Source organism: Roseivirga thermotolerans, assembly GCF_014653175.1.
Classification (GTDB): Bacteria; Bacteroidota; Bacteroidia; order Cytophagales; family Cyclobacteriaceae; genus Roseivirga; species Roseivirga thermotolerans.
The window spans coordinates 98,977-121,666 of record NZ_BNAG01000004.1 but is presented as its reverse complement, the minus strand read 5'-3'; the positions used below and the strand labels follow the sequence as shown (position 1 = coordinate 121,666).

At 43.4% G+C, this 22,690-nt stretch carries 16 protein-coding genes; 10 read left to right on the top strand and 6 right to left on the bottom strand.

Going from position 1 to position 22,690, the window contains the following annotated elements:
- Positions 1 to 16: 16 nt before the first annotated feature.
- Complete coding sequence (locus tag IE164_RS14250) at positions 17 to 2,578, bottom strand: M14 family metallopeptidase (protein WP_189630927.1); 2,562 nt, start codon at positions 2,576 to 2,578, stop codon at positions 17 to 19.
- Positions 2,579 to 2,726: 148 nt separating this feature from the next.
- Here IE164_RS14250 and IE164_RS14245 point away from each other — a divergent pair, with 148 nt between their 5' ends.
- The gene (locus IE164_RS14245; RefSeq protein WP_189630926.1) at positions 2,727 to 4,316 is read left to right on the top strand and encodes an aldehyde dehydrogenase (NADP(+)); all 1,590 of its coding nucleotides are present in this window, start codon (positions 2,727 to 2,729) and stop codon (positions 4,314 to 4,316) included.
- Between the two features lie 308 nt (positions 4,317 to 4,624).
- The gene (locus IE164_RS14240) at positions 4,625 to 5,377 is read left to right on the top strand and encodes a VOC family protein (protein WP_189630925.1); all 753 of its coding nucleotides are present in this window, start codon (positions 4,625 to 4,627) and stop codon (positions 5,375 to 5,377) included.
- Between the two features lie 20 nt (positions 5,378 to 5,397).
- Here the strand turns inward: IE164_RS14240 and IE164_RS14235 are convergent, their stop codons facing one another.
- Positions 5,398 to 6,303, bottom strand: coding sequence for a hypothetical protein (locus IE164_RS14235; protein WP_189630924.1), 906 nt, complete (start codon positions 6,301 to 6,303; stop codon positions 5,398 to 5,400).
- Positions 6,304 to 6,582: 279 nt separating this feature from the next.
- Between IE164_RS14235 and IE164_RS14230 the strand changes: the two genes are divergently transcribed.
- From IE164_RS14230 to typA, 8 genes are all read left to right on the top strand, one after another.
- Positions 6,583 to 6,774 carry a CsbD family protein gene (locus IE164_RS14230; protein ID WP_189630923.1) on the top strand — a complete coding sequence of 64 codons (192 nt, stop codon included), beginning with the start codon at positions 6,583 to 6,585 and terminating at the stop codon, positions 6,772 to 6,774.
- 51 nt (positions 6,775 to 6,825) lie between these two features.
- Positions 6,826 to 7,527 (top strand): flavodoxin family protein, encoded by a 702-nt coding sequence (locus IE164_RS14225; protein WP_189630922.1) that lies wholly within the window; start codon positions 6,826 to 6,828, stop codon positions 7,525 to 7,527.
- A gap of 188 nt (positions 7,528 to 7,715) precedes the next feature.
- The gene (locus tag IE164_RS14220) at positions 7,716 to 7,919 is read left to right on the top strand and encodes a hypothetical protein (RefSeq protein WP_189630921.1); all 204 of its coding nucleotides are present in this window, start codon (positions 7,716 to 7,718) and stop codon (positions 7,917 to 7,919) included.
- A 174-nt stretch (positions 7,920 to 8,093) separates the two neighbouring features.
- On the top strand, positions 8,094 to 8,462 hold the full coding sequence (locus IE164_RS14215) for a VOC family protein (RefSeq protein WP_189630920.1): 369 nt from the start codon (positions 8,094 to 8,096) through the stop codon (positions 8,460 to 8,462).
- Between the two features lie 18 nt (positions 8,463 to 8,480).
- On the top strand, positions 8,481 to 9,488 hold the full coding sequence (locus tag IE164_RS14210; protein WP_189630919.1) for an endo alpha-1,4 polygalactosaminidase: 1,008 nt from the start codon (positions 8,481 to 8,483) through the stop codon (positions 9,486 to 9,488).
- Between the two features lie 109 nt (positions 9,489 to 9,597).
- A complete protein-coding gene (locus tag IE164_RS14205; RefSeq protein ID WP_189630918.1) occupies positions 9,598 to 10,203 on the top strand; it encodes an SET domain-containing protein in 606 nt (201 codons plus the stop codon).
- A gap of 249 nt (positions 10,204 to 10,452) precedes the next feature.
- A complete protein-coding gene (locus IE164_RS14200) occupies positions 10,453 to 10,833 on the top strand; it encodes a hypothetical protein (RefSeq protein WP_189630917.1) in 381 nt (126 codons plus the stop codon).
- Between the two features lie 309 nt (positions 10,834 to 11,142).
- Positions 11,143 to 12,948: a translational GTPase TypA gene (typA, locus tag IE164_RS14195; RefSeq protein ID WP_189630916.1), complete on the top strand. Its 1,806-nt coding sequence runs from the start codon at positions 11,143 to 11,145 to the stop codon at positions 12,946 to 12,948.
- 90 nt (positions 12,949 to 13,038) lie between these two features.
- Here typA and IE164_RS14190 read toward each other — a convergent pair whose 3' ends face one another.
- From IE164_RS14190 to IE164_RS14175, 4 genes are all read right to left on the bottom strand, one after another.
- Entirely contained in the window at positions 13,039 to 15,417 is a 2,379-nt protein-coding gene (locus IE164_RS14190) for an ABC transporter permease (RefSeq protein ID WP_189630915.1), read from the bottom strand.
- A 95-nt stretch (positions 15,418 to 15,512) separates the two neighbouring features.
- A complete protein-coding gene (locus IE164_RS14185; protein WP_189630914.1) occupies positions 15,513 to 17,888 on the bottom strand; it encodes an ABC transporter permease in 2,376 nt (791 codons plus the stop codon).
- Positions 17,889 to 17,901: 13 nt separating this feature from the next.
- Positions 17,902 to 20,286 carry an ABC transporter permease gene (locus IE164_RS14180; protein WP_189630913.1) on the bottom strand — a complete coding sequence of 795 codons (2,385 nt, stop codon included), beginning with the start codon at positions 20,284 to 20,286 and terminating at the stop codon, positions 17,902 to 17,904.
- Positions 20,286 to 22,688, bottom strand: a complete 2,403-nt coding sequence (locus IE164_RS14175; RefSeq protein ID WP_189630912.1) for an ABC transporter permease — start codon at positions 22,686 to 22,688, stop codon at positions 20,286 to 20,288. The genes IE164_RS14180 and IE164_RS14175 overlap by 1 nt, the downstream gene beginning before the upstream one ends.
- Positions 22,689 to 22,690 lie beyond the last annotated feature (2 nt).

Here is a 22,690-nt window from a genome sequence, read left to right as displayed (position 1 = left end):
GACTCTGAGGCCGGTTTTATCTCTTCGTGTTTATCTTATTCTTTTTTGCTCCCTGATAAATGGAGTTAAAGATAAGCTTGTAAGTACCTCTGGGCTGACCTCTAAACTGTGGTTTGAAGCCAAACAACACAAGGTTACCTCCTCCATAGTTCACATTGAGCATGGCCGAAGTATTGGCCAGGTACTTTTCTTCTCCCATGGCCCAACCGCTCATTAGTAGATTGTCTGAAGCATATCTTGCTACTTCTTCGATACCTTGAGCTCCACTTTCTACAGCAAAGGCTCCGCTATTATCGAATGAAGCGGCAACTTGGTTCATCATACCAAACGCCAACGGATTGGAAGTATCAATATCTGTCCTGATGAGTGACCCGGGTATAAAGAACTCCGTATCCTTCAAACCACTGAGTACATTTTTGACCGGTAGTTTGAACTGTTCGATAGCAAAGTCGCTGGAAGCATCGAAGAAAATGATGGTTCCTCCGCTTTTGGCGTAAGTATCGAGAGCTTTTACACCTTCTTCACCAATTCCTCCCACAAATTTTTCAGGCATTCTTCCCTGGCTATGCCCCTGCATGATGCCTCTCCCACTCTGAGAGGGGAAAATAAGTGCACTGTATTGAGAGAGATTGCCCGACTGAATTTGCTCATTGTGCAGGGTATCCAAATCAAACTCAAACTGCTCTAGCATCCAGCGTGTCCACCCTTCGTCCATATTGGCCTGCCATGATTTATAAATTCCAACCTTCACGCGGTTTAGTTCTTCCATGGGTGCTGCCGGAGCCTTAGCCAGACGCGTAAAGTCCAGGCCAAGCTCTGCACTTAGCTTCTGCACTTCATCATCCAGCCCTCTCTTGCTTCTTACTATTACAGAACCGGCTTTGGCATTGTCATCGTCCGCTTTCAATAAACTCACCGTATAACCGGCTTTTTGCAATCGGTTAATGGCCTTGGCACTCAGGTTGTCTTTGTTGGAAAATACGTATCCATAGCGACCCGAGCCGGCAACTTGCCCTGCTTCAGGCACAAGTTTTTCAGAGACCTCCTCTGCCGAAGCGTTGAAGGTATCGGTTATGCGGTCTACAGTTACTCCCATTTGCAATGGCAGCGTCCATCCTGCCAGATCGTATGGCGGCATTGGAGGCCCTCCCGGATAACGAAACTGATCAGGATACACCTGCTTCTCCATTAAATCGGCAAGGAAGGGTCTAAAAGCCTGACTTCCGTAGAATATGATAGATCCGGCCTCATAGGTCTTCCCATTTACTGTAAAAGGAGCCGTTGCTCTATGAGCCTCTATGCCACCCTGCATTAGTATATTGGTTAAGTTTATGGCTTCACTTGGATTCCACTGGTCTTTGGGAATAACATAGGCAAAAGCGCCAGACCGATCTTCAATAGCATCGCGTCCCATGCTATAGATGTTGTAAAGAAACTCGTCTTTCTTGTCGGCTGCCAAATCAAGTACAGCCATCGATGCCTCCAGCATGTAATCCACAGCACTTCTAAAATGAAGCATTCCGCCTTTCCATGGAAATGGATAGAAAATCTCTGTTCCGTTTGAGGCCTTCCCCCCCACTGTTTCGGGGAATCGCTCAGGGTCATACTCAGTAGGCGTTGGGCTGGGTTGAGCCGTTTCTGTGAGTATTCCTATCTGGTTATGATAGTAAGGAGCCGTTCTCATACCTCCATTCCAGAACATAGAATAGCCCGTGGTGGCTATGGCCCCTGGCATTTTCTTCATGGCAAAGCGGTTGGCCATGGCCGTTCCCACTAGATTAACTCCGGTGGTAACACCGGGATGGATTTTTTGGTTTACCGGGCTTCTGAAAGGCGGAATAAATATCATGGCCCAACGCGGTGCGGTCTGGTGATGGTTGTGTACGATTTGAGGATACCACTCGTGGTATAGCACCTGGGTAACTGCCTTTGTCTCGGGCATATTGTTCATAAACCAATCCCTGTTGTTATCGTGCCCCACGTATTTCTGATACAGAATTGGTGGAGAGGTATTTTCGAAAGGTGTTCCCAGGTTTTTACGATACCAATCAACTACAATATCAAGTCCATCGGGATTCATTACGGGAACAATAAGAGTAATTACGTTTTCCCTGATCTTTTGCATTTCCTCCGATTCCTCTGCGGCAACTCTCCAGGCCAGCTCAGAAGTCATTTGTGCGTGAGCCCGCTCCGTGGCATGCATTCCACCATCGAACCACACAATGGCCTTACCTTCTTTGGCCAGCTGCCGGGCCTCTGCCTCAGAAATCTCAGCCCTCGATAGTTTTTCACTAATCTCTCTCCATCGCTCCAACTGAGCCATATTTTTCTCGCTGGAAATAAAAAAGAGCTTTATGGGACGTCCCATAACCGATTTACCAATTTCTACCATCTGTACACGCTCGGTAGAAGCGGCAAGCTTGTCGTAGTATTCAAGCATCTGGTCATAATCGGCCAACTTATAATCGGCTCCAACTTCATGGCCAAATGTCTCTCTGGGGTGTGGTATTTGTGCCTCCATGATACCCGGCAGGGCCATCAACAAAGCACAAATCAGCAGTTGTATATTCTTCATCATGTATTTTAAGGTTTGGTTGAAAATAGCAGAAGCCTTTCATATTGCTAACCTTAATTATTTAATCAGCAGATATTGGTGATGAAGGTTGCGCCTGAAAAGAAAGCCCATAATTTTGGCCTGACATTGATTTCAAACCCAAAACAAACCTATGGCTTCGCTTACCGGACATCAATTCATCGGATTTTCTACCTCTGCTAAGGGAAAAGACACTTTCAAGGCAATTAATCCCGCCAACTCTGAAAATCTGCCCACAGACTTTTTTGAGGCTACGGAAGAAGAAATTCAACAGGCAACCGCCTTTGCCAAAAAAGCCTATTCATCTTTTAAGCAAATAGATAATGAGCAAAAAGCCCTTTTTCTGGAGACTATTGCCAATGAACTTTTGGCTCTGGGTGACGCCCTAATTGAACGATGCATGGAAGAAACGGCTCTACCACGCCCCAGACTGGAAGGCGAGCGAGGCCGTACTATGAACCAGCTTAAGCTGTTTGCCTCAGTAGTACGTGAAGGTTCGTGGGTTGATGCCCGAATTGACCGCGCTGACCCCGACCGGGTGCCACTTCCAAAGCCTGACGTGCGGCAAATGCAACGGCCACTTGGCCCTGTGGCTGTTTTTGGAGCCAGTAATTTCCCACTTGCTTTTTCAGTAGCCGGTGGCGATACGGCTTCGGCCTTTGCAGCCGGTTGCCCGGTTATTGTAAAAGGCCACCCTTTGCATCCGGGCACCTCCGAATTGGTGGCTCAAGCTATTCTCAAAGCAGCCAAGGCGTGTAACCTACCGGAAGGAGTATTCTCTCTTGTTCAGGGTAAAACCATAGCAGTAGGTATGGCCCTGGTAAATGACCCAAACATTAAAGCGGTTGGTTTTACAGGCTCTTATAGGGGCGGAAAAGCACTTTTCGATGCGGCCAATCAACGTCCCGAGCCTATTCCTGTTTATGCAGAAATGGGCAGCACCAACCCGGTATTTATGCTTCCGGGAGCCTTGGCAAGTAAAGCGGAAGCCCTTGCCAAGGGACTAGCAGGCTCGTTTACTCTCGGAGTGGGTCAGTTCTGTACCAACCCCGGTCTGGTGGTACTCCCTTCAAGCGAGCATACAGACCAGTTTAAGAAAACATTGGCGGCCTGCAATGAAACTTCGGCCGAAGGCATCATGCTCTCGCAAGGAATTAAAAGTGCCTTTAATCTGGGCGTAGAACAACTTAAAAGTAGCCCGGGTGTAACAGAACTTAGTCATTCAACAGGCGTGGCTGAAGGCAATAAAGCTGTTAACCAAATATTTGAAGCGCACATAACCACGGTGCTACAAAACAAAGCCCTGCAAGAAGAAGTATTCGGGCCGGCTACTTTGTTGGTCAATGCATCGGCCAAAGAAGAAATACTTCAGTTTGCAAGAGGTCTGGAAGGCCACCTGACGGCCACTATACATGGTACGGAAGAAGATTTACGAGAGTATGCGGAACTGGTAAGTATTCTGGAAGAAAAGGTAGGTAGAATTGTGTTCAATGGCTTCCCAACTGGTGTTGAAGTATGCCATTCTATGGTACATGGAGGCCCTTTTCCGGCTACTACGGCTCCACAAACTACCTCTGTAGGCACTGCGGCTATTAAGCGTTTTGTGCGCCCCGTTTGCTATCAGGATTTTCCGCAAGAGGCACTACCCGATGCTCTCAAAGACAGCAACCCTTTGAATATCTGGCGACTCGTGGATGGAACACTGAATAGAAACTCTTTATGATTGAAGGGTTCATTATCGCTTTTTGTGGTTAGCCTTAACAATGCGGGTCATCGAGCTAGTAAGTAGCAAAAAATGGGCAAATCGAAACTAAGCTCTAAGGATCAGCCCGGAAGTTTTAAAAAAACCCAAGATTGAAACTACTCTGAAGGAAAAACGCTGGAAAGATAGAAAGAGGTTGGGTTGACATTCTGCACTAATTGGTTTTGGTTTATTCAAGCCTAAAGTGTGGAACGTAGTTTCCTTTTATTTTGGAAGGTATTGATTGCCAGGCCGCTTTTGACCAAATTCACTGAACATAACAGCGCTTCATGTCCAGACCGGTCGTTTCTACTTATTTTTTGTTCTTTGCCATTCTATGGATTGCTTGCCCAATTCTTGCCGTTGCTCAAAATTTACAGATTGACCATGTGGTGTATGCCTATTCCAACCTCGATAGCGCCAAAAACAGGTTCGCTTCCATGGGTTTTACTTTAAAACCCGGAAAACTGCACTCCAACGGCTTACTCAATGCTCATGTCAAATTTGAAAACGGCAGCTATGTAGAGCTTATGAGTTTAAAAGGACAGCCAACTGACGATGTAGCCCTAAAATACAAGACCTTAATTGAACAACATTATACCGGGGCCTACCTGGCGCTTACAGGGCCGGAACACCACAAAATAGTTTTAGCTCTACGCCAGTTGAACATTGAACATGAGGTGACTAACGGCAGTTTGTGGACTTACATTGCCTTTCCTGAATACTCACCCCTGAGTCATATTTTTTTTATTACCTACCACCACCCAAACCCGGCCACCGGAGAGTTTACCATTCACAGCAATGGTTTCAACGGGCTTAAGGAGGTAGTTATAGAGGGCGGTGAACTGTTGGTAGGTTTACTCCATACACTGGGGCTTAGGAACAGCCTGACGGAGCAAGAATCTTTCCTTGCCAGGTTCTCCACTCCTACCGGGGCAATAACCATTGTGGAACAGGAAAACAAAGATGTTCGGCCTCGTATACTGACCACAAGTTTCTCCAATGGTCAAGGTCAACAGCTTACCATCAGCGGTAATCGTTAACAGGGTTTAGCCTGGGTGCGTCAATCGTTAGACTTACACCCGGCAGGAAGTTCGAAGCGCGGCCGACATGCCAGAGGAATAGGCATTTCGTGGCCATTCTTTTTATAAAAATCCGTCAGGCTAATGGTTTTGGAAAACCCGTCTTCAGTGGCAAAAAACACTTCGTGGTTCAGAAGAATATCGTCTAATATGGTAATGGTGCAATCCAGACAGTCTTCCCCATTGGGACCATAACTTGGTAAAAATACCTGATTCTGTCCTTTCTCATTTTTTAGTCTGCCTATTCCGGAAGCTCCTTTTGCCTCTTGAATAGAACCTGTAGAGGATTTGTTGCGCCATAAAAAATCTTTACATCGAATATTCAGAGGAATCAGATCCACTCCCAAATCTCCGCAAGACATTTCATTTTTTCCTGGCCGGAAATAATAGTCCACCTCCACATAATTCAGATATACCGGCTCTAAAATGGTATAGTCCAGGTGTACTATTTGCACAGGCTTTTCACCAAAAAAAGTAAACTGGTCGGGGATAACTAGACCAATGTTAGCTCTTGCTGCCTTTTCTCCGGCATTGGCGGTCATCAGTTCCATAACAGGAGGAGAAGCCATGTAATACTTGGAGATAAAGTATTTACGGCCGTCTTCTTCTCTATACCCAAAGGGTACATTTTCCAGCACCTGGTTCTTGGTATTCCACTCCAGATTTTCCTGCCCGTTCCATATCGTACCGCGGGTAGTTATTTCCGTGTTGCAACCGTACAATGAAAGTTCTTGCCTACCGGGTGACGACACGGGCGATTCTCCCAGATTAAAATTCACGTATCCGAATTTATGTTCGCGTTCGTCTTCGCCTGTGTTTTGGCATTTACTGCTTAGCAACAGAGAAAGTGCTATCAGCAGAGAGGCTACCTTTAAATGTCTTTTCATGATTGGGTGTTTATTGGTTAGGAAGATAGCACTATTTTGCCAGTTGGCTATTTCCGGCCAACAACCAAAAACTGCTAAAGTGGCCGTTCAGACTCCATAAGCCCCCTACTCCCTGTCATTTCGAGAAATATTTTCCCGATAGTGTAGAATACCTTTCCACCCAAACAAAACACACTATAATTCAAAATACTGAAAATCAACCATTTAACCACAAACCTCAGCAACCAATGGCTATGGCACCATCCTTGGATTTCTTAGGGTGAACCAAAAGATAAAACTATGAATGCAACAATAGACAAACTGAAAGGCAACTGGAACATTGTAAAAGGAAAATTGAAACAAGAATATGCTAATCTTACTGATGACGATCTTACTTATACGGAGGGTCAGGAAGATGAACTTCTGGGGAGAATTCAGAGAAAGACTGGAAAAGCTAAGAGCGAGATTAAACGATTTATCGATTCCCTCTAATGTATACGTCCGATAAAACGCGTACATTAAAAATCTGATAGCTAAATACTTATGGATTTCTCTAACCTCTCAGCCATCTATGTGAACTGCACCCTTAAACGTTCGCCAGAACAAAGCCATACGGAAGGCCTCATGCGTTTGTCTAAGACAATTATGCGCAAAGAAGGCGTAACGGTCGATGAGCTTCGGCTAATAGACCATGAGGTAGCCAGCGGGGTTTTTCCGAACATGGAAGAACACGGCTGGCCAAAAGATGAATGGCCGGAACTTTCCGAACGAATTCTGAAGGCTGATATTCTGGTGATTGGCACTCCTATTTGGCTGGGAGAGAAATCTTCTGAAGCTCAAAAGCTGATCGAACGGCTTTACAGCCTAAGTGGCCAAACAAACAGCAAAGGCCAATACATATACTACGGCAAGGTTGGAGGCTGTGTAATTACCGGCAACGAAGATGGAGCCAAGCATTGCGCCATGTCTATTCTTTATGCTTTGCAGCACATTGGCTACTCCATACCCCCCCAAGCCGATTGTGGTTGGCTGGGTGAAATAGGCCCCGGCCCCAGCTATTTGGATGAAGAATCGGGCGCGGTTAAGAACGAGTTTACTAACCGAAACACCACGTTTATGACCTACAATCTCTTGCACCTTGCTCAACTCCTTAAGAAGGCAGAAGGCTACCCCTCCTATGGCAATTCCCGAAAGGATTGGGAAAATGGTAAACGATGGAATTTCGACAATCCGGAATATCGATAAACAACGCATTGCGCCAGTGGTGAAATCACCTGAAGCCAATGACAATGGCTGCGAATAAGCAGCTAGTTGTTCTTAAACTATCGGGGTGGGCGTGCTAAAACGGTAATACGTCTGGAAAACACACTATCTGTTTGATCACCTGCGAACAAGTCATTATTTTAAGCCTATGGCTAAAAGTAACACACGGCATGAAACGGTGGATCATTAATGGTTTGGTTTGGGGTATATTAATGTTTGTGATTACATCATGCATTATGCCTCTACTGAAAAACGAAGAGCTTCAGGCCAGGGAATTGCTCATTTCAGCACCTATTTGGTTATTGGGCGGACTGGCCTACGGATACACCACAAAGCAACCCTCAGCTTCTAAAGCTGAAGAAAAACGGACTTAACCTCTGCAGAAAAGCCCATCACAACACCGTAGACGCTGTAAGACATTTTATAAATTGATAGCCACTTGTTTGTTTACTAAACCGTACCGTAAAAGCATTGCTGTGAGCTTAATTTAGTGCAAACGCCTATAATTCAATCACTTTTTCGACCTTTATATCTATGATTTTTAGACCATGAAACAACAAGCCAAAAGCATCCGCCCGTTTATAGGAGCCAAAGACTATGAAGCATCGAGGAGTTTTTACCGGGCTTTTGGTTTTCAGGAAATAGAGCTTTCGCACGATATGTGCGTGTATAAGCTTAAAAACAATGTGGCCTTCTATCTTCAGAAATATTTTGTAAAAGATTGGGTAGAAAATACCATGCTGTTTCTGGAAGTAGACAACATAGAGGCATTTAGAGCTGAACTGTTGACTTTGGATTTAGAGCATAAGTACCCTACAGTGCGTATATCAGAAATTAAAAATGAAGCATGGGGCCGAGAGTTTTTCGTACACGATCCAAGCACTGTACTCTGGCACATTGGCGAGTTTACCCAATAACCACGCTAACCTAATGATATGAAAAAGACAGTAAGCATTCTACCTATAATCTTCTCCCTTCTGGGGGTCTTTCATACCTCCGAAACATGGAACAATTCCGGTGCTGGCCGGCCTTCCTCTGACCACACCGACTACAGGCAGGAAATGCGGAATTTTGTAAAGAATCTTAGCGTCTATGCCAAGCAACAAAATGCCGACTTTCTAATAATTCCTCAAAACGGACAGGAACTGGCCACATCTTCCGGAGATGCCAGTGGGGTGCCCTATCTGGACTACCTGAATGCCATAGACGCTACCGGACGCGAAGATTTATTTTATGGCTACAGCAAAGACAATAAGCCCACTCCGTCTGCCGACCAACAGTACATGCTCAATCTGTGTCTACTCTTTGAAAAAAACGGTGTAGAAGTACTCACTACAGACTATTGCCACTCCAAGTCTAAAGTAAACAAGTCTTATAGGCAGAATAAGCGCAATGACTTTATCTCTTTTGCAGCCCACAGGAGAAACTTAGATGAAATACCGTCATACCCCTCTTGTGTCTTTAATGAAAACAGCAAGGATATCCTCCGTATTTCAGAAGCTAAAAACTTCCTCTACTTACTCAATTATTCAAATTTTCGGACAAAAACAGCCCTCATAGAAGCACTCGCCAAAACCAACTACGACTTACTTATTCTGGATCTCTTTTTCCATGACAAGCCACTAAGTTCCGGTGACCTTGAGAAGCTAAAGACCAAGGCCAATGGGGGAAAACGACTTGTTGTCTCTTATATGAGCATAGGTGAAGCCGAAGACTACAGATATTATTGGCAAAGTGAATGGCAGGTTGGTAGTCCGGCATGGATTAAGGCCGAAAACCCCGATTGGGAGGGCAATTATAAGGTGAATTATTGGGATAAAGGCTGGCAGCAGATTATTTATGGAAATGACAGCTCCTACTTAAAGAAAATTATTGATGCTGGTTTTGACGGAGCTTATCTGGATATAATAGACGCTTTCGAATACTTCGAAAATCATCATTGAGCACCCATTGTTTGGTAGTTCAATTCAAGCTATATTTTCATCCAACTCCACAGCAAGTCGGGAAATCAAATCCGGGACAACTGAGAGCCACTTTTTGATTTCAGAAACCATGATACACCCAAACACAGAGCTGAAGTTTATCAGCAAAGAAATAGGCTACGGAGTTGTGGCCACAGATTTCATCCCGGCAGGCACCATTACCTGGGCACTCGATAAGCTTGACCGTGAATTCAGCCCGTCTGAATTTCAGCAAATGGAGCCTATCTATCAGCAAATACTCGATACCTATACCTATAGAAACAACAAAGGCAATTTTGTGCTCTGCTGGGACAATGGAAGGTTTGTAAACCACAGCTTCAACTCCAACTGTCTTTCTACGGCCTACGACTTTGAAATTGCCATTAGAGACATTCAACCGGGAGAACAACTGACCGATGACTACGGCTATCTGAACATTCCTTACCCCTTTAGAGCCTCTGATGAGGGCACCAAACGCAAAGTGGTTTACCCTGACGATCTGGTTAAATACTACAAGGTTTGGGACGGCAAAGTAAAAAAGGTGTTCCATTGTATCCCCCGGGTTGAGCAACCACTTCGCGAACTCATTCCAAATGATATCTGGGAGAAAGTATTGTCCATTATAGAGGGTCGGTCAGAAATGGACTCTATTCTAAAAAACTACTACGATGGTCAACGCGATAATGGCCATAATTAATCCGGTAGTTTACATTCTGTCTAATCAACCACATTCCACACATGCCTAATCATAAAAGCACATTAGGCTTGCGGTACGCCTGTGAATCAGCTACTAACAGCCATAGCCTCTGCCAATAATATTTGGAATCCCCCATCAATTTGAGTTTATTCAATTACGCTATGGCGTGCGTGATTATAAGTTGACGATGGAACTAACAATCTGCTGAACTCCATTGCCACTACAAATCCATCCATAAACCTTAATCATATGAACACCATCAATACCTTAGAAATAATTGAGCGAATTGGCTACCTGCTCCTATCCTGGCCTGTAGTAATTGCTTTTGTACTCATTGTTTATCGAAAAACCATTTCGAGAGTTATAGAGAGCTTTACCGACCAAGATGTGGTCAAAGCCAAAGTTGGCCCAATAGAATTGGAGCGAAAGCTGGAGTCAATTGTTGAAAAAGGCGATGGAGCCCTTCATCGGCTCAATCAAATCAATAACCTTATGGCAAAGTCCAGGCATGTGGAGTTAGAAATTATTGTGGGAGCCTATCAAAACATTCTTCCCTCTGAACAGATTAATCGACTGAAAGAGCAGATTGCTGAATTCGAAAAACTTAATAGAAGCCACCCACAAGAGTAACTTTTCAAGGGTTGTTCTCCATGCCGGTGATGAAGCTGTCTTAAAAGCTTCAAAGGCCGTCATTCTGAACTTGTCTATTAAATAGATTGGAAAATCTTAGAAGGCTCTAACGATGAAATTAACTCCTAAAGAGTCTAGTTCTATGATTCTCCATTTCAACAATCCCCCAACTACCCCGTCACCAATAACTAATGACCATTTCACCAATTACTGATTCTCATTCCACACACCACCTTGTACTATTTTCAGGCGCATAACACTGAAGTCATATTAAAACCCTACCTTTGCCGCTCGATTTGAAAAGCTGTTATGCAAAGCATTAGAAATATTGCCATTATTGCTCACGTAGACCATGGCAAGACTACCCTGGTAGACAAAATTATTCACGCCTCTAAACTATTCAGAGAAAATCAGGAATCTGGTGAATTGATTCTGGACAACAACGATCTGGAGCGTGAAAGAGGGATTACCATTCTTTCCAAAAACGTATCGGTGACCTACAAAGGGGTTAAGATTAACATTATAGACACTCCTGGTCACGCAGACTTTGGCGGAGAAGTAGAACGTGTTCTTAAAATGGCCGATGGTGTATTGCTGTTGGTGGATGCCTTCGAAGGCCCAATGCCACAAACACGCTTTGTGCTTAGCAAAGCCCTGGGCCTGGGACTAACTCCAATAGTTGTAGTAAACAAGGTAGACAAAGAAAACTGCCGACCTGACGAGGTTCACGAACAGGTTTTCGACCTAATGTTTAATCTTGATGCTACAGAAGAACAGCTCAATTTCGAAACCGTTTATGGTTCTTCCAAGCAAGGCTGGATGAGCACCGACTGGAAGCAACCTACTGAAGACATTACTCCACTGCTTGATAAAATTCTCGAGGTAATTCCGGAAGCCCCAAGCCCGGAAGGTACTCCTCAGTTTCAGGTTACCTCTCTCGATTACTCCTCTTATGTGGGCCGAATAGCCATTGGAAGGGTGTATCAGGGCAAGCTGGAAGAAGGCAAATCTATGGGACTAACCAAGGCTGATGGTTCAATTCAGCGAGTTCGGATTAAAGAACTTCAGGTTTTTGAAGGTCTTGGCCGAGTAAAAGTTACGGAGGTTAAGGCAGGCGACCTCTGCGCCATAGTTGGGCTGGAAAACTTTGAAATTGGTGATACGCTCACCGACTTTGACAATCCGGAACCACTTCCGCGTATTTCTATTGACGAGCCTACAATGAACATGCTCTTCACCATTAACAACTCTCCGGGCTTTGGTTCAGAAGGTAAGTTTGTTACATCCAGACACCTAAGAGACCGTCTGATGAAAGAAACGGAGAAAAACTTGGCTCTAAAAGTTCAACCTACCGACTCTGAGGACAAGTTTTTGGTGTATGGTCGTGGAATTCTCCACCTGTCTGTGCTTATAGAAACCATGAGAAGAGAAGGTTATGAGCTCATGGTGGGTCAGCCTCAGGTAATTCTCAAAGAAATAGATGGCAAGAAGTGCGAACCTATTGAAACGCTGGTAGTAGATGTACCTTCTGAAGTAGCCGGTAAAGTAATAGAACTGGCGACACAACGTAAAGGAGAGCTCAAGATTATGGAGCCCAAAGGCGACCAGCAACACCTTGAGTTCGAAATTCCTTCGAGAGGGCTGATTGGCTTAAGAAATAACGTATTGACCGCCACGGGTGGAGAAGCTGTTATGAACCATCGCTTTAAAGATTACCAGCCATACAAAGGCGAAATCAAAGGCAGAATAAACGGCTCGCTTATCTCTATGGAAAACGGACCGGGCACGGCCTATTCGTTCGACAAACTACAAGACCGAGGCGTTTTCTTTGTGGCTCCTGGCGAAGACCTCTATACAGGACAGGTTATTGGAGAACACACGCGTGAGAACGATCTGGTAGTGAACGTTCAAAAAGGAAAAAAGCTAACCAACATGCGTGCTGCCGGTTCTGACGACAACTCCAAAATTGCGCCTCCAAAGAGATTCTCCTTAGAAGAAGCTATGGAGTACATTCAAAAAGACGAATACCTGGAAATTACTCCCAAGAACATTCGTATGAGAAAGATTTATCTGGATGAAAATACTCGGAACAGAATGGCAAAAACCGAGGCGTAAAACAAACAGACCTTATTAATTTGAAAAATGAGACGATTTCTATGGGTCAGGTAGTCAGTACTACTTACCATAGAAACCGTCTCTTTTCATTTACTCATCTCTCAGTACATCTGCAGGATTCTCTCTGGATACTCTCAATGATTGAGCAATAGTGACCAGCCAACTCAAAGCAAGAAACCCTAAAAAGGCTCCTATAAAAGTCAAAGGGCTCAAGCTTATTCTGTATTTAAATTCCTGCAGCCAGTCTTGAATGGCGTAATAGGCTATTGGAGAGGCTATGATAAAAGCTATTAGTACAAGAACAGAATATTCCTTATTGAGCATCAGGATGAGTCTTTGAACGGAAGCTCCTAGTACCTTTCTGATACTTACTTCTTTTCTGCGTTGTTCGAGGGAGAAAATGGTCAAGGCTACCAAGCCCAATAGTGAAATAAAAATAGCCAGACTGGTGAAGATCTTGAACAAACGGAATTGTCCCTGTTCCTTTCTATAAAAATCGGCTATTTGATCATCGAGGTAGTAAAACTCAAAAGGTCTATCAAACAACGTCTCATAAACACCTCCAACTTTAGCTAAAGTGCCCTGGGCATCATTAGGGTTTATTTTTAGCAGAATATTCCTACTTCCCCAATCGCTTAAAGGAAGTATAATAGTGGGAATAATCTCCGTTTTCAACGACTCTACATGAAAGTCTTTTACGATTCCAACAACTTCCACTCCCACCTTATCATTATATCTGTATAATTTTTTTATTGCCTGATCTTCTAAGAGTTTAAACTTTTCCGCCAGCGAATAATCGACCACTATTTGCCCTTCTTTTAAGGAGGAGCCATCAAATTGATCGGCTTTCCACACAAACTCAACCCCCGCAGTTTCAAAGAAATCACCATCTGCATAAACACCTGTCACACCTGAGCCTATTCTACCTTCATATTCTCTGTCCCAATGGTTGCTGATAGACGTTTGAATTCTAGACCCCATTACAAAACCATTGATGCTGGCCGACTGAACTCCTGAAATAGTACTTATTTCATTTTTAACCGTCTGAAAAAGATGAGTAGAATCTCTATAAAGCGGAACACTCACCAAAAAGTCTGAGTCAAAGCCCAAATCCTTTGTTTTCATATAGTTCATCTGTTGAGAGATAATGGAGAGCACCACCAACAGAATAGCAGAAGCGACAAACTGAAAAAGGACCAAAAACCTTCTGAGATATCCTTTACTTCCCAATGAGACCTCTGATCTTTGAACTAAGCTTAATGCCTTAAACCTTGCTATGAAGAAGGCTGGGTAAAGCCCGGAAATTAAGCCAAGAAGCACACCAAAAACGAAAATCCATATAAAGAAATCACTACTGAAATAATCAAGACGTATAGCTTTACCCAGCTGAGTATTGAGGTAAGGTAAGCTGCGCTCAGCTATTGCAAAAGCCAAAATAAAAGAGATAATAGTTAGGCTAATGGCCTCCACAAACTGATAAGCAATTAATTGGACTTTAGAAGCACCAATTACTTTCCTTAGGCCAATCTCCTTCACTTTTCTTGTGGCTTGGGCAGTAATCAGGTTTACATAGTTAATGATTGCCAGGGCTAAGATTGTTGCTCCAATAGCTATAAAGAGTATAACTAAATCTATCTGGTTTTTACTAAAAAAGTCAACCTCGTATTCAGCATATAGCCTTTGACGATCTAACCTTAAAAGGCCAAAATCACTTTTTTCAAGCCATTCTCTATATGGCGGAAGTATTCTAGAATCATTAATTCCAGCCTCAACCTTTTCAATGGAACTCTCCAGGTTCAATTCAATGTATGTCAAGACGTTTCTTAATCCATTGGTATTCTCGAAATCATTCTTGAAATAGTCGTTCTTGTGAATCAATAACTCAAATTGAACTGTGCTATTTGAAGGCGGGTCTTTTGCCAAAGCAGCCACTATTACCTCAAACTCTTTATTGATGAGGATAGACTCACCAACAGGATCTGTATCTCCAAACAATCGTTCTGCTAAACCTTCAGTTATCACAGCAGACATATCACCATTGAGAGCACCTTCCTTCCCTGAGTTAACCAGCTCAAAGTCAAAGAATTTAAAGAAGTTGGGATCGGTAAAGAATACTTTGGTTGAGCTAATATCATTGTTGTTGTTTCTGAGCAGTACATCTCCACCTATGGCTCTAGATACTCCAGAAACCCTAACAAAACCCTCAACCTCAGGTATTTCAGGACTAAAGAACTCAACGAAATCAGAAGTTATGAATGGCCGAGCCCCCCAATCTTCATGATCAAGCGTAACTCGATACATATTCTTATAATCCTTGTGAAACTTATCGAAACTCAGTTCATCCCTGACATAAAGCGCAATCAAAAGAACAGCGGTTAGGCCAATAGTAAGGCCAAGAATATTAACGAAAGAGTATAGTTTCTCTCTTTTGAGTTTTCTGAGTATTAGTTTAAGGTGGTTTTGGAACATGGTTGATAGTGGTTTATTCGTTTCGTAAAGTTTCTACAGGGTAGGTTCTCGTTAATTTGATGATCGGAATGAGCTATGTCGATATGGGAACATAATTACTCATCTCTCAGTACATCTGCTGGATTCTCTCTGGATACTTTGAGCGATTGACTCAGTGTGACCAAACTACTGATTAGAATAAACCCAACAAGCGTGGCAATATAAACCCCAGGGCTAACCTCCACTCGGTACATGAAGCTTTCTAACCATTTTTCGGAAGCGTAATACGCAACCGGAACAGAAACTATAAAGGCGATCAGTGCCAATTTGATGAAGCCCTTGTTCAGAAGAAGGACGAGGTAACTCAATGTGGCTCCCAATACTTTTCTGATGCTGATTTCTTTCCTTCTCTGCTGAGCTACAAAAGAGATCATCCCCAAAAGACCCAGCAATGAAATACACATAGCCAGGGTGGAGAAAACATTGAAAAGCAAGATCTGATCAGATTCGGTTTTATAATACCTATTAAGCACATCACTTATATAAGAGTATTCAAAAGGCCTATCTGCAATTCTTTCATAGACTTCTGCTACTTCTTTAAGTGTTTCCTGGTGCTGCTCACTCTCTAAGCGTATCAATAAATCCTCGTTGCCATAGCTTTCATCCATAAGCTGAATGGTAGTCGGCTCTATAGCCTTTTTAAAGTTATGAGAGTGAAAATCTTTAATTACAGCCACTACTTTATGCGACTTACCAGTATACTCAAAGAGTGACTTACCCAAGATTCCATCTTCCCAACCTAGTTCATTAACTATTGACTCCGTAACCACCAATTGTGTAGAGTCGAGCTTATTATAATTAAACTCTTCTAATGCCTCTACAACCTCAACCTGTAAAGTACTTAGAATTGACTCATCTGCTGAGACCCTAGTAACGCTTGATTTCGGAGGCCTCTCCCTAGAGTCTTGGTCTGGAGCTTCTGTATATTTGGTTGAAGAGGTATAACCACCAATCATCCAGTCGGTCACAGAGGCTGAGTAAATACCTTTAATCTTGGACACCTCCGACTTCAATATGGCATGGTAATCTTTCTGATCTTTGAAAAGTGGAACATTGATAAGTAGTTCCTTTTCGAACCCAACTTTGGAGTTCTCCAAAAACCTCATTTGACTTCTCATGGTAAAGGTGACCAGTAAGAGAATAATGGCCGCTGAAAACTGCACGAGCATAAGCGCCTTTTTAATCCGCTGGTCATTCCATAGTTTACCTTGAGGACGCCCAACTAATACCAATGGGCTAACTTTGGATGTTCTAATTGATGGATAAAGAGCAGCTAATGCCCCTAGAAAAACTCCTGACAAAGGAATTAACACCAAAAACTCCGAACTAAAGTAGCTAACAGACACATCCTTGGAAGTCAGCGAATTAAAAAGAGGAATTAATCTTTCCGTCACTGCAAAGGCAAACACTAATGAGATGGTAGTAATGACAATAGATTCAAATACTTGAAGCCAAGCTAAATGCGCTTTATTTGCACCTATCACCTTTCTCAATCCTATTTCCTTGGCTCGTTGCAGCGATTGCGCAGTTACCAGATTGACATAGTTGATAATTGCTAATATCAGAATCACCAAGCCGATAGATCCAAAGAGATAAACCATCCTGATATCAGAAAAGAGCAAGGTATCCTGATCATACCCACTTCTAAGACGCTGATCTGCCAATGGCATCAGTCGGAAGTTAGTAGTTTCAAGAACCACACCATAGTTTGGTACTTCCTTTACCTTGTTAATCGACTGCTCTACCTGAGCCAAAGAAGCATTTGGGTTTAACTTTACAAAATTGATATTACCTGATAAATAACCTTCACTGAAGGTGTTTTCTACTTGCTCGGGTTTAATAGGCAAGAGTGTTTCAAATTGGATGGAGCTATTTTTTGGAGGGTCCTTTACAACACCAGAGACCACATAGGTTTGCTCTTTGTTTATTAAAACCTCCTTTCCTAATGCGCTCTGTTCTCCAAAGAGTTTATTGGCCAAACTCTCAGTAACAACCATTGCATATGGGTTCGATAGAGCAGTATGAGCATTACCCTGCAGTAAATCGAAAGAGAAAAACTCTAGAAAGTTCGATTCTACATAAATCAAAGACTTAGAATAAAACTCATTGTTATCACTCTCTAACAGATTAAGAGCACCTCCTCTTACAATCCGGGCATAAGAAGAAACTTCAGGCACTCTTTCATCAACATATTCTATAAAGTCGGCATATGCATAACCAGAAATAGACTGCTCTTCTCCTCTAAGACTATTGAGCCTATAGATGTTCTCAAAATCTTCATGAAACCGATCGAAACTCAATTCATCTCGAACAAACAGAGCTATCAGACAGCAGGCCGTTAAGGCAATGGTCAATCCGAGTATATTAATAATGGTAAAAAACCTTTGCTTTCTTAGCTTTCTCAGGGTTGTAGATAGATAATTTCTAAACATAGTTGAAAGTGGTTTATTCGTTTCTTAAGGTTTTTACCGGGTTAAGGCGACCCGCTTTGAGGGATTGAAAGGCAATGGTGAGAAATGCTATACCAAAGGAAAGCAAAGCGGCAATAACAAACCCCCAAACACCCAACTCTATACGATTGGCGTAACCGTTGAGCCAGAGGTTAACTGCATAAACAGACACAGGAATTGCCACCACAAAGGCCAGGACTATGAGTCGGGTAAAGTCAAAACCAAAGTTCCTGACTATATCCGCAACACTCGCTCCGAGTACTTTTCTTATACCAAACTCATGAGCCCGCTGATCGGCCATAAAAGCAGCCAAACCAAACAGCCCAAGGCAACTAATGAAAATGGCCAGAATAGTAAACACCAACACTGCATCGGCATTCTGCTTTTCCTTGTTTAAAATCTCGGTAAAATTCTGATCGAGGTACTTATATTCGAATGGACCTGCCATAAGCCCTTCCCACACTTTCTGCACAGAAGCTAGAGTAGCTGCCACGTTTTGCGAGTTCAGCTTAATGGCCAGTTGACCGGGACTGGACTGATCATAGGTCATAATGGCCGGCCCTATTTGCTCACGGTAATTGTCTACTATAAAATCTTCTACCACCCCTATTACTCGCCAGTAGTTACCAAACACCTGACCAACGGGATCCCCTTCCAGACCCACGGCTTCTAAACCTGCCCTATTAAGCACTACCAGAGAATCGCTTACCGATTGGCCCGGAGAAAACCACTTGCCTTGCAAAAGCTGTAGCCCCAGCGTTTCGGCATAATACGGGTCGACCTGAAAGGCATTGAATGCCACGGATTTTTCAGGCCCCAACATGGTAGACATTATATTGGCAGACCTATCGGCCGGCAGACGGCTGTTAAAACTAGCTTGCTCAACTCCGGGAACTGTCAATAATTCATTTCTAAGAGCCTCTAAATTGACTGTAGCGTCAAACGAATGCGAAATCACCAGAACCTGCTCTTTATCGAAACCAACATCGACTGACTTTAAGTGTTGCAACTGGCTATACACAAAGTATGAACCAATAATGAGTGTAGAAGATATAGTAAACTGCAACACTACCAGACCGTTTCTTAAGGTTCGTGCATTGCCCAGGTTCAATACTTGCCCAAGCTTCATTCCTTTGAGCAACGGAATCATTTTAACGGACGACAGATAGAAAGCCGGATAAATGCCAGCCAAAAAACCTACCACCAATACCCCCAGCAAAATGTAAACACCGAGCATTGGATAACTCAGTATGGAAAGACCAATCACCTCTCCTAATTTCTGATTGAGCAGGGTGATAAACAGTTCAGATAAGCCTGCCCCTATAAGGGCCGCAAACAAAGTAATAAGCGTAGACTCGGTAAGAAACTGAAACACCAAATGGCCTCTTCGGGTACCCAACACCTTCCTGAGTCCAATCTCTTTGGTGCGTAGAGATGAACGAGCCGTGGTTAAATTCATAAAATTGATGATAGCAATAACCAGAATAAAAACTCCAATAATGGAAAGGGTTACCCGTGTCTGTTTGTCTCCATTGGTCCCTATCTCAAACTTCTCATTGCTACCCAAATAGATGTCTCGTATTGGTTTGGCGAAGAATTGAATTTTATTGGCCGAAGACAGCCATTCCTCTGCACTCAGCTCGCTATTGTTAACCACCGGATAAACATAGGTCTTAGAAATCTCATCGAGCTGCTTATTAAGGAGTTGCGGCTTCAATGGCTCCGTAGTTTTTATGTAAATGTATCCACCAATGCCCCACCAACGCTTGTCAGTATATTCCGGATTGTACAGGTTACTGGAAATAAAGTCGAACTTCAGGTGTGTTTCGAACACCTGATCGGCCAAAACACCGGTTACCATAAGCTCTTTACCCATGTACTCAAATGTTTTGCCCATCACATCTTCCGTGGCAAACAGCCTGCGGGCAAAGTCTTTTGTCAGCACCGCTTTATTAGGACCGTCAATAGCCCGGGCTACATCTCCTTGCTGCAAGGAAAAATCAAATACCTCAAACAACCCATCCGTGGCTTTCAGCACTTTAGGCATTTTTATGATTTTTTCACCATTTATAGCTTTGCCTTCATTGCCCTGATCGACAGACAGTCTTACATAGCTTTCTATTTCAGGAATCTCATTGAGTTTATACTGCAGATTACTGGTAGACCAGGCCGTCCTGCCCATACCCAAAAACTCCTCTTCCAGCCTATAAATTCTATCATAATCTGTAAACCCTTTCTCATAGGTATTTTCCTGATAGAGGTAAGTGACTATGACTAAAAAGCACCCCAGGCCAACACTTAAGCCCACAATATTTAAGGTGGAAAGCAGTGGATTTTTCCTTAAGGCCCGGAAAGAAGTTTTCAGGTAGTGCGCTATCATTATTCGTCTCTTAAGGATTGAACAGGATTGGTAGTAGCTGCTCTTAAGGAGCGATAGCCCGTAGTAACCATAGCTATAACCACAGAAGTAACCAGGCTCACCACAAAAATGAGAGGGCCAATACTAATGCTATATTCATAGTTCTGAAGCCAGTTATTCATGAACCAATAAGCAAATGGTGTTGCCACCAAAAAGGCCAGCCCTACTAGCACAACAAACTCCAGCGAAAAGCGCCCCACTATGTGTTGCACCGAAGCTCCCAGCACCTTTCGAATACCAATCTCTTTGGCCTTTTGATTGGCCATGAATGAGACCAGGCCATAGAGTCCAAGACAGCCAATGAAAATGGCTATGAAAGCAAATACCGTAAGCATCTGAGACATTTTGCGCTCAAACTCATAATACTCTACAATATGCTGGTCTACATACCTGTAGTTAAACTCATACTCTTCATTTATCTGGTACCAAATATTTTTGAGCGAATTCACCACATCACTGGCATTGGCAGCCGTAACCCTCACCCCCAGGTTTCTGTAGTTTCTCCTGTCGTTGAACATAGCCACGGGTTCTATTGCACTATCGAGCCTACCCGTGTGATAGTCCTTAACCACACCAACTATGGGGGCACGTTTATCCCATATCTCTATGGTTTTAAAGATGGCCTCTTCCGGCTCCAGTCCTACCTCCTTGAGAAAGGTTTCATTAACCACAAATTGGTTTACCGTGTCGCTATCGTTCAGCCACTTTCCGGCCAGCAGTTTAAGACCATACGTTTCTAAGTAGCGATCATCGGCCATTTTCACATGAGTAGTAAACCGGTCTACTGCGCTATCGTTGGCATAGACATAAACATCTGTGGCTGAAACAGAGCCTGAAAACGGAGGGGTGAAGTTGAACGAGTGCGATTTAACCCCCGGAATGTTCTGAATTTCCGAATCCCAAAGGTCCAAAGCCTGTTTATCCTTACGGGCAAGTCCTATGTTCAATATCCACTCCTTGTCATAGCCCATGTCTACAGACATGAAAAAGTTGATTTGCATCAAGGCCACTACCGTACCGAAGATGAGCAGCTGACAAATAAGAAACTGAAAGAACACCAGAAACCTTCTAAAAAAAAGCCCTCCCTTATTATGAATCATAGAACCTTTTAAGGCCAAAATGGGGCGAGTACCCGAAAGCACCAAGGCCGGATATAAACCTGCCAACAGAGAAACCGTAAGCAAGGTAGCCAGCAAATAGCCGAGTATAATAGGCTCCTTAATAGGATTGAAAGGCACTTCTATTCCAATGAAATCTTCAATTACCAAAGGCAAAAGCCTTTCGGTAATAGCCGTAGAGAGTAAAAGGGCCAGTAACGTAATGGCAAAAGTTTCTCCTAAAAACCGAAGCACCAGAGATTTGCGGCTCCCTCCAAGCACTTTGCGAACACCCACTTCCTTGCCCCTCTTTACCGACATGGCTGTAGACATATTAATGAAGTTCACACAGGCAGTTACGATAAGAAAGGCACCAATAATCACATAGGCAATGAGCATAGACTTAGGTGCCGTGCGCTGGCTAAAGGTGTTAAAGCGCTCATCGAAATGATAATCTTTGAGTGAGGAAAGCACAAAAGTGCGGGTCTCGCGAGTTTCTTTGTTCCAGTGCTTTTCGGTAAAGTCCGGAAACTGAGCTTCGATCTGCTCCGGACTCACATGGTCTTCCAATAGCACAAAGGCTACATTATCGCTCGAAATACTCCCCCAGCGATTGAACTCGTTGGGGTTTCTCCGCTTTTTGGTTTCCATGGAAATGAAGATGCCAAACGGAAAGTCTGAATTGGCCGGTGCATCTTCCAAAACGGCTACAACCTTTAAGTCCGTAGACTTATCGAGCCGAATGGTTTGACCAACGGCCGACTGCCCCGGAAAATATTTATCGGCCAGCTTTTTAGTAAGCGCTACCACATTGGGCTGCTCCAGTGTGTTACCACCAACGGTTCCTTCCAAAGTAGGCCAGGTAAACACATCAAAAAAGTTAGGTTCCACATAAACCAACTCAGGATCTTCCTCATAATGAGAAACATCTCCGTTGGCCCTGTTTACTGATATAAGCCCATAGCGTTCGTGAGAAATAAGCGTGACTTCCTTTATTCCAACAATCTCTTCTTTTACTGAAGCAGGCATAACCAGCGGAATTCCTCCACCAGTATATTCTCTCCCATTTTCAATATCAATATGCCCAATACGATAGATATGGTCCAGATTGGCATGGTAACGATTAAAACTTACTTCCTGCTTAACAATGAGAAACATAATGAGGGAGCAGGTTATTCCCAGAGTGAGCCCAAAAATGTTAATGAGCGTAAAGACCTTGTTCCTGACAAAGTTTCTAAAAAGCGTTTTTAAGTAATTTTTAAGCATGA

What these genes read in the sequence shown, in the direction of transcription:
- IE164_RS14230 (WP_189630923.1), top strand. Translation starts at nt 6,583, where the DNA reads ATGAATGCAACAATAGACAAACTGAAAGGCAACTGGAACATTGTAAAA.
- IE164_RS14190 (WP_189630915.1), bottom strand. Translation starts at nt 15,417, where the DNA reads ATGTTCCAAAACCACCTTAAACTAATACTCAGAAAACTCAAAAGAGAG.
- IE164_RS14175 (WP_189630912.1), bottom strand. Translation starts at nt 22,688, where the DNA reads ATGCTTAAAAATTACTTAAAAACGCTTTTTAGAAACTTTGTCAGGAAC.
- IE164_RS14250 (WP_189630927.1), bottom strand. Translation starts at nt 2,578, where the DNA reads ATGATGAAGAATATACAACTGCTGATTTGTGCTTTGTTGATGGCCCTG.
- IE164_RS14235 (WP_189630924.1), bottom strand. Translation starts at nt 6,303, where the DNA reads ATGAAAAGACATTTAAAGGTAGCCTCTCTGCTGATAGCACTTTCTCTG.
- IE164_RS14180 (WP_189630913.1), bottom strand. Translation starts at nt 20,286, where the DNA reads ATGATAGCGCACTACCTGAAAACTTCTTTCCGGGCCTTAAGGAAAAAT.
- IE164_RS14220 (WP_189630921.1), top strand. Translation starts at nt 7,716, where the DNA reads ATGAAACGGTGGATCATTAATGGTTTGGTTTGGGGTATATTAATGTTT.
- IE164_RS14245 (WP_189630926.1), top strand. Translation starts at nt 2,727, where the DNA reads ATGGCTTCGCTTACCGGACATCAATTCATCGGATTTTCTACCTCTGCT.
- IE164_RS14200 (WP_189630917.1), top strand. Translation starts at nt 10,453, where the DNA reads ATGAACACCATCAATACCTTAGAAATAATTGAGCGAATTGGCTACCTG.
- typA (WP_189630916.1), top strand. Translation starts at nt 11,143, where the DNA reads ATGCAAAGCATTAGAAATATTGCCATTATTGCTCACGTAGACCATGGC.
- IE164_RS14185 (WP_189630914.1), bottom strand. Translation starts at nt 17,888, where the DNA reads ATGTTTAGAAATTATCTATCTACAACCCTGAGAAAGCTAAGAAAGCAA.
- IE164_RS14205 (WP_189630918.1), top strand. Translation starts at nt 9,598, where the DNA reads ATGATACACCCAAACACAGAGCTGAAGTTTATCAGCAAAGAAATAGGC.
- IE164_RS14225 (WP_189630922.1), top strand. Translation starts at nt 6,826, where the DNA reads ATGGATTTCTCTAACCTCTCAGCCATCTATGTGAACTGCACCCTTAAA.
- IE164_RS14215 (WP_189630920.1), top strand. Translation starts at nt 8,094, where the DNA reads ATGAAACAACAAGCCAAAAGCATCCGCCCGTTTATAGGAGCCAAAGAC.
- IE164_RS14210 (WP_189630919.1), top strand. Translation starts at nt 8,481, where the DNA reads ATGAAAAAGACAGTAAGCATTCTACCTATAATCTTCTCCCTTCTGGGG.
- IE164_RS14240 (WP_189630925.1), top strand. Translation starts at nt 4,625, where the DNA reads ATGTCCAGACCGGTCGTTTCTACTTATTTTTTGTTCTTTGCCATTCTA.